General features: G+C 46.5%; 6 protein-coding genes and 1 pseudogene. 4 read left to right on the top strand and 3 right to left on the bottom strand.

From position 1 onward, the window contains the following. Positions 1-215 precede the first annotated feature (215 nt). From fabI to ACO0K1_RS19720, 3 genes are read left to right on the top strand one after another with little or no spacing between them, the layout of a single operon-like run. The gene (gene fabI, locus ACO0K1_RS19730) at positions 216-995 is read left to right on the top strand and encodes an enoyl-ACP reductase FabI (RefSeq protein WP_423028855.1); all 780 of its coding nucleotides are present in this window, start codon (positions 216-218) and stop codon (positions 993-995) included. A 48-nt stretch (positions 996-1043) separates the two neighbouring features. Further along, the gene (locus tag ACO0K1_RS19725; RefSeq protein WP_423028853.1) at positions 1044-2468 is read left to right on the top strand and encodes a bifunctional enoyl-CoA hydratase/phosphate acetyltransferase; all 1425 of its coding nucleotides are present in this window, start codon (positions 1044-1046) and stop codon (positions 2466-2468) included. Further along, the gene (locus ACO0K1_RS19720; RefSeq protein WP_423028851.1) at positions 2465-3682 is read left to right on the top strand and encodes an acetate/propionate family kinase; all 1218 of its coding nucleotides are present in this window, start codon (positions 2465-2467) and stop codon (positions 3680-3682) included. The genes ACO0K1_RS19725 and ACO0K1_RS19720 overlap by 4 nt, the downstream gene beginning before the upstream one ends. Positions 3683-3728: 46 nt before the next feature. On the opposite strand, the gene ACO0K1_RS19715 is transcribed toward ACO0K1_RS19720, so the two are convergent. Together ACO0K1_RS19715 and ACO0K1_RS19710 are read right to left on the bottom strand one after the other, a co-directional pair. After that, a complete protein-coding gene (locus ACO0K1_RS19715; protein ID WP_423028849.1) occupies positions 3729-4760 on the bottom strand; it encodes an acyltransferase family protein in 1032 nt (343 codons plus the stop codon). A 142-nt stretch (positions 4761-4902) separates the two neighbouring features. After that, entirely contained in the window at positions 4903-6321 is a 1419-nt protein-coding gene (locus ACO0K1_RS19710; protein ID WP_423028847.1) for a CoA transferase, read from the bottom strand. 261 nt (positions 6322-6582) lie between these two features. Between ACO0K1_RS19710 and ACO0K1_RS19705 the strand changes: the two genes are divergently transcribed. After that, entirely contained in the window at positions 6583-6933 is a 351-nt protein-coding gene (locus tag ACO0K1_RS19705) for a c-type cytochrome (protein WP_423028845.1), read from the top strand. Positions 6934-7115: 182 nt separating this feature from the next. Here the strand turns inward: ACO0K1_RS19705 and ACO0K1_RS19700 are convergent. Beyond that, a pseudogene (locus ACO0K1_RS19700) lies at positions 7116-7234 on the bottom strand (IS30 family transposase); the annotation flags it as partial.

Here is a 7234-nt window from a genome sequence, read left to right as displayed (position 1 = left end):
TGGGTGAGATGTGTGTAGTTCATTATGCAATTTCGACTGGCCGGTCAAAAAGGCACAAATGCTATCGCATCTTGCCCTCATTAACCGGTACCGTTCATAAATTGCACTTCATCCTAGAATTCGCCCAGCTTAAATAAGCAGTTTAAATAAGCAACTTAAATAATCACATTTTTTGAGCAACTCCTTAACACGCACATCTGAAAGCGAGTAACAACATGTCAGACAATAATTCGGTTTTTTCTTTGCAGGGAAAGCGTGGCTTGATTATCGGACTGGCCAACGAGCACAGTATTGCTTATGGTTGCGCACGTGTCGCGCAAAAAATGGGAGCGCAACTGATGGTGTCTTGTGTCAATCAAAAGGCTGAGCCATTTGTTCAACCTTTGGCAGACCAACTTCACGCGCCACTTGTGATCTGTGATGTTGAACAAGAAGGCTCGTTAGAAGCTTTAGTCGGACAAGCTGTAGCGCATTTTGGTCAATTGGATTTCGTCATTCATTCGATTGCCTGGGCACCCCTAATCGATTTACATGGCCGCGTCATCGATAGTTCTAGCAGTGGATTTTTGCGCTCCATGAATGTTTCTTGCCATTCATTTGCACAAATCGCTAAATTGTGCGAGCCGCATTTAAGTTCTGACGGTAGTTTGATTACCATGAGTTATCTTGGCGCAGAAGAGGCGGTCGCTCACTATGGTTTGATGGGGCCAGTAAAAGCCGCATTGGAATCATTAGTCCGCTATTTAGCGACTGAACTAGGTGAAAAGGGTGTCCGCGTTCACGCAATTTCGCCAGGGCCTATGCCTACCCGGGCTGCCTCGGGACTCCTGGATTTTGATGCATTGATGGAAAAAGCGATCCTTCGTTCACCTTTAAAACGTCTAGTGACTCTGGATGAAGTAGGGCAATTGGCCGCATTCTTGATTAGCAATGCATCGTCCGGTATGACGGGACAGACCTTGTATGTTGACGGTGGTTACCACATCGTGAATTAATCAGGTTCGTGACAGACTTTCAGTTGGCACCTTCAAGGAGAATAAGCAATGAACGATCCTATTTATCCAGTAAATAATGAGCAAGAGTCGATTTCCAATGTCGTTTATGATGATATTAGTATTGGTCAGACAGCTAGCCAGATTCGCACTCTGACGCAAGCAGATATTCAGGCATTTGCATCTATTTCTGGCGACGTTAATCCTGCGCATCTGGACAAGGAATATGCAGAGCACACGTTATTCCACGGTGTCATCGCACATGGCATGTGGGGTGGGGCATTGATCTCGACGATTCTTGGCACACGCTTGCCGGGACCCGGGACTATTTACCTGGAACAAAATCTGCATTTTACAAAGCCTGTACGGATCGGTGATACGTTGACCATCTCTGCGACCGTGATCGCTAAAGATGACGAAAAAAAGCGTGTGACCTTAGATTGTGAGATTCTCAATCAGCACGGCGTCAGAGTGGTGTATGGCAATGCTTTAGTCATCGCGCCGACTGAGCGGGTTACCCGTCCACGTACCACGTTGCCGACGATGGCGCTGTTTGATCTTGGTGCCAGACAAAAGGCATTAGTTGATAGTGTCAGCGATCTCCCGGCAATTCGCTGTGCGGTCGTGCATCCATGCGATGAAGATTCCTTGCAAGGCGCGTTGGACGCTGCGAAACAAGGGTTAATTATCCCTGTCTTAGTGGCACCAAAAGATAAGCTTCTTGCCGTTGCAAATGCTGCGCGACTTGATCTCAGTGGTGTTGAAATCGTTGACGTTGTGCATAGTCACGCGGCCGCCGAAAAAGCAGTAGAGCTTGCGGCAACTGGCCAGGTAGAAGCATTAATGAAAGGGAGTTTGCATACCGATGAGTTGATGTCCGCCGTTGTGCATTGTGCTGGATTAAAGACCAAATTCCGTTTGTCACATGTGTTTCATCTCGATGTTCCGATGTACCACAAGGTCTTGCTGTTGACGGATGCTGCATTGAATATTGTTCCAAGCTTATTAGAAAAGGCCGATATTCTGCAAAACGTCATTAATCTTGCGCATGCACTCAAAATCACAGATCCCAAGGTCGCTATTTTGTCCGCAGTTGAAACCGTGAATCCAAAAATTGCCTCGACAATCGACGCGGCGGCACTGTGCAAGATGGTTGAGCGTCGGCAAATTAAAGGCGCAATCGTTGATGGTCCGCTTGCTTTCGATAATGCTATTTCTGCGGAAGCAGCCAGGATTAAAGGCATCGTTTCACCCGTCGCCGGTGATGTTGATATTTTGATGGTACCTGATCTGGAATCAGGTAATATGCTGGCAAAACAATTTGAATATCTGGCAGGTGCTGCCACCTGTGGCGTAGTTTTGGGCGCAAAGGTGCCGATTGCGTTGACCAGTCGTGCCGATGGACCTAGTGCTCGGGTTGCTTCGGCAGCGTTGGTCAAATTATTAGCGCATGAATACAGAAAGAACGTACCATGAAAGGACGCGCGATTCTGGCAGTGAATGCTGGCTCTTCATCGATTAAATTTGCGCTTTATCCAGTGCATCATGCATTAGTTGATTCAGCGAATTTATCTGGTGAGGTTGAAGGTTTAGAGCCGGGTGGTAAGCCCTCGATCAGCATGGATATTCGCGGCGATAAGCAAGTTTTCCCTTTAACCGTAAGCACCGATGACGAGGGAAGAAAATTTGCACAGGCACTCACTAGTTTGCGACTTTTGCTGGAACAACATAGTCAGCAAGAGCATGTTGTAGCGGTTGCGCATCGGATCGTGCATGGAGGTGATCGATATGCACAATCGATAGTGATTGATGCAAATGCATTGGCTTATCTGCAAAGCCTCGATTCGCTTGCGCCTTTACATCAACCTCATAATGTAGAGGGAATTATTGCATTTCAAAATGCCTATCCTGATCTCCCTCAGATAGCGTGTTTTGATACCGGATTTCATGCAAACTTGCCGCTCAACGAGCGGACAGTAGCGTTACCTCTTGCCGTGCGTGAATTGGGGATTCGTCGTTATGGTTTTCATGGATTATCTTACCGTTACGTTGCTGGGCGATTAGCGCAGCAATCTGGCAAAGCCAATCAGCGAGTCATCATGGCGCATCTTGGAAATGGCGCTAGCGCTTGCGCAATGTTACACGGACAAAGTATCGCCACTACCATGGGTTTTTCTGCTCTGGATGGCTTGATGATGGGCACTCGCTGCGGTGCACTCGATCCTGGAATTTTACTGCATTTGCTGCAAGCAGGATGGGATGCAAAGCGGATTGAAAAGACGCTGTATAAAGAGTCGGGTTTGCTTGGTGTATCTGGTATCTCTGCCGATATGCGTACATTGCGTCAAAGTAAAGACTCTAAGGCACAAACCGCAATTGATCTTTTTACTTATCGCATCGTCAGAGAATCAGGGGCGTTAGCCGCTTGTCTGAATGGCGTCGATGTCTTTGCTTTTACCGGTGGAATCGGCGAGCACGATGCCCTATTGCGACAAGAGGTTGTTGCCGGGTTGGCCTACTTGGGTTTAAAAATTGACGCCAATAAAAATCTGGCTGCAAGCGGCGCTGCCATTGCCGCAATTCATGCTGCCGATAGCCAGCAGGAAATCTGGGTTATTCCGACGGATGAAGGGCGCGTAGCAGCAATGGATACAGCAGCTTTATTAGCCGCCGCAGGACGGGTAATTTAATACTGAAATACTGAAATACTGAAATACTGAAATACGGATTTAATACTTATTCAGCCCGTCGCTTCAGAGATAAAAATGGTGGCGGGCTAAACAAGTAGGACAGGTTGCGCATCGATGCTTGTTGTGAAAGTTGATAGACCCCTAACGGCAGTAAAATGCCAATGCTAGTGCCAATGATTAAATGAATTGGTGCATTTTCGATATGCAGGAATTTACTTAAGATAATTCTGACTCCACTGCCTGCCAGGATATGCATCAAGAAAATAGGCATGGAACAAGCACCAAGAACTGCAATCCATTTGATGCCATTCGAGGCGTTCTTCGCCATCAGCGATGCTACGCTGCATACCAGTCCGATTCCTGACAGCCCAAGTGGCAAAGCAAGCATGGATTTATCGCTAAAAACCAGTCCCAGCCTGACATGAAAGATCCATGCTAAAACTGAAAATGACAGACCACTGATGACGCACGACGGCAGCGTATGTTCGCTGATCCAGCTTTTCCATATTTTAATCTGCGTACCTATATAAAAATAAATCAAATAGGTTGCGAGAAAATCGATCGGAAACGGTAATTGCACATAAAACCGAGATACCCATGCAGCCACCAAAGCGATTGGAGCTAAGGTAGCGGCAATACCTTGTCGGTCACGGTAAAGTAGTGCCATGATGACAAATACAAGGAACAAAACGTATAAAAACCAGAATTGCGCGCGTGGCTGCCAAAGTAAAGATAGCACCTCATCCATGCTCGTTTTAGCCGTCGTAAATCGCGACAAAAACACCTCACAAAAACCCTGGAGCAACGACCACACCACATACGGATAAACCACACTATCTGCTTTTTCGAAGATCAACCCGCGACGGCCATATTTATTCAGAGATGGAACAAAAAAAATCCCCGATAATAAAAAAAATAATGGCATGTGGAAGCTGTAGATGATGCTATCTATCAGTTTATAGAGATCGGCATCCATACTTAAACCTGCATTGTAAGCACCGCGGCTAACGTGACCATAGACGACTAACAATATGCCTATACCTTTAGCGTAATCTACCCAGTAATCGCGGTTTTGCATGGTGAGGAATGGAAAAGTAATTAAATGTTTCAGAAATTACATATTGTAGGCTTACCCACAGGCATTCGCATCAAATGAATAGTTTCCAGACATTTTTTTGACATTTATTCACTAACTAGTTAACGATGTTACCGGGCTTTATCTATGACCATGTTGCTCTTACGGTGCCCAGATTTCCTGCGGAAGTGCTCCATTGCATCGGCGCTTCTACTATTTCAAGCGGTGGTAATAAGCGTTGCGACGTACCCCATATGGTGTTTTCCACTTTTAATGAGTGGTCTTTTTCAGATTCGCCAGAAAAGCTTATTTCTTGTCGTGGATGATGCGAGCCCGCGATGAATAATTCTGCGGTGCGGGCCAAAGAGAGGCGCATTTCTGAACCTGTACGATGCGAATGACGTTGAGATAAGCCACGTATTACGGCAGCGGCCATCATATATCCGGTTGCATGATCCAAGGCTTGCACAGGTAGAGGTGTTGGGAGTGTTTTGCCATAATGCCGCATTCCAGCGTCGGCAATGCCACAACTCATTTGTACCAGACTATCAAATCCACGCCGGTTGCGCCAAGGGCCACTATGTCCGTAGGCATTCAGGCTGACATCGATCAACGAGGGATTTATTTGTCGTCGACGTTCCGTGCCTAAACCCAGAGATTCTAAGGCGTTCGCACGATAGCCATGCACCAGTACATCGGCTTCACGTAGTAATTGTTCAAATTGGCGCCGGTCTTCGGCATTTTTCAAGTCGAGTCGCGCGCACCGCTTTCCGATGGTGAGTTCTGCCAATAGGCTAGGTTCATCCCATCCTGGTGGATCCAGACGCAGAACCTCAGCGCCGTAACCAGCTAAAAACCTGGTGGCGACCGGACCGGCGATGATACGGGTGAGATCCAGCACTTTTACACCATGCAATGGGCGGTGAGGGTCAATCTTCCGGTTTTTTTTAGTCTCAGCGAGATGGCTAATGCGATGCACCAACGGTTCTTCACCCACGGCCTTTCCTTGCGCATGTTGTAACCAGGTGTTTCTATCCTTCATAGCGGCAGCACAACCACGCATGTCGACAATAGCGTTTTCTAGTTCGTCAGAACTCCATTTGCAGACCGCTTTAGCCACGGATGTTTTGTCTGCATTGGTTCCTAGTACCGCGAGCGCTGCTTCTCGGTGACGTGGCGCATTGGTGTGTAAGCGTATCCAGCCGTCCGACGTTTGGTAATCACCAGCGATGGCGTCCCAACTTGGCGGCAACGACCAGCCGATGGGGCGGACGGACGATGCAAACCAGAAAGAAGAAAGGCGACGATCAACTTTTACCTTAGGTGCGTTGTTATCGCTCAATGAGATTAATTCGCTGAGTGCCATACCAGCACTGGCGATAGACGCTGTCGCCAGTGAGGTGACAGCAAATGCTGATGTCAAAGCGCCATTACCAGTTATTTCCGGTGCCAAAAACCTCGTTGATTCGTAATCACCCTCAAAACTAAGGGCTTTCCAGATCCGGTGAATGAAGTGATTTACACTGTCGTCCTCGTGTGCTCCGATAGAAATTCGATCAGGCATGTGCATATTTTCCGAAAAAAGTGGCGAAACGCATCAATAAATTTGACCAGACCTGTCACCGTCCATTTTTATAGCCCCATTGCTTAGTGGGACTGACGATAAACAAAATTTCCGGGTTCAACTTAAAATACGCTCAAGGACTTATCATCTCAAGAGTCTCAGCCTCAGTGAGTGCATTCCTGTGATATGAGTCGTTACGAAACATCACATCATTGAGATTTTAATAAAATATTATTTTATCTTGCGAGCGAGCATCAGACGATGATCAATGAATCTTATTTTTCACTTGGCAGGCATCCTGTCGCTTTTCTGTTATTGATATCAACGGCATTCATTTTGCCGTCTGCTGACGCCGCAACGAAAATAAATGGTCGCTCTGGGGCGACGATTTTCACGCTGATGTGTGCAGAGTGCCATACGACGGGGATCAGTGGTGCCCCGAAAATATCTGACAAAGCAGCCTGGACTCTACGCTTGAAGCAAGAGCCGGATACTCTGGTACAGCATGCGTTACACGGTTATAAATTAATGCCGTCCAGAGGTTCGTGTAGCAGTTGTTCTGATGCCGAAATTAAGGCGGCTGTTGAATATATGATAGAAAAAGCAAAGTAACTGCTGTCCAAATAATCGATATGGAGCGTTGTGTTAATCCTACGAGATGTCATTATTTATGTGTATTTTTAGCAGGAATGACAAGCTTGAATTGGATAAGCGATTTTTTTATAAAACCGGGATCATTTTTTTTCCCGGTTTTATTTTTTAGATCGCTTATCTTACTGAATAAACTCGCGAGTTCAATTTTGAAGTGCAAGCGTATTTTTGAAGAATACCTGATTGGGTGTAAGGTATCCTAACCTTTTTCTTGGTCGATTATTCAGTCTATTCATGGCGTGATCAATCTCCTGTTGTGTAA

It is taken from the genome of Undibacterium sp. SXout20W, assembly GCF_049340285.1.
GTDB lineage: Bacteria > Pseudomonadota > Gammaproteobacteria > Burkholderiales > Burkholderiaceae_D > Undibacterium.
Note: the sequence above shows the minus strand (reverse complement) of the source record. Positions and strands in the feature narration are given on the sequence as shown.

Bases quoted from the DNA above. Each gene is read 5' to 3' on its own strand.
- ACO0K1_RS19720 (WP_423028851.1), top strand. From the start codon at position 2,465: ATGAAAGGACGCGCGATTCTGGCAGTGAATGCTGGCTCTTCATCGATT.
- ACO0K1_RS19725 (WP_423028853.1), top strand. From the start codon at position 1,044: ATGAACGATCCTATTTATCCAGTAAATAATGAGCAAGAGTCGATTTCC.
- ACO0K1_RS19710 (WP_423028847.1), bottom strand. From the start codon at position 6,321: ATGCCTGATCGAATTTCTATCGGAGCACACGAGGACGACAGTGTAAAT.
- ACO0K1_RS19715 (WP_423028849.1), bottom strand. From the start codon at position 4,760: ATGCAAAACCGCGATTACTGGGTAGATTACGCTAAAGGTATAGGCATA.
- ACO0K1_RS19705 (WP_423028845.1), top strand. From the start codon at position 6,583: ATGATCAATGAATCTTATTTTTCACTTGGCAGGCATCCTGTCGCTTTT.
- fabI (WP_423028855.1), top strand. From the start codon at position 216: ATGTCAGACAATAATTCGGTTTTTTCTTTGCAGGGAAAGCGTGGCTTG.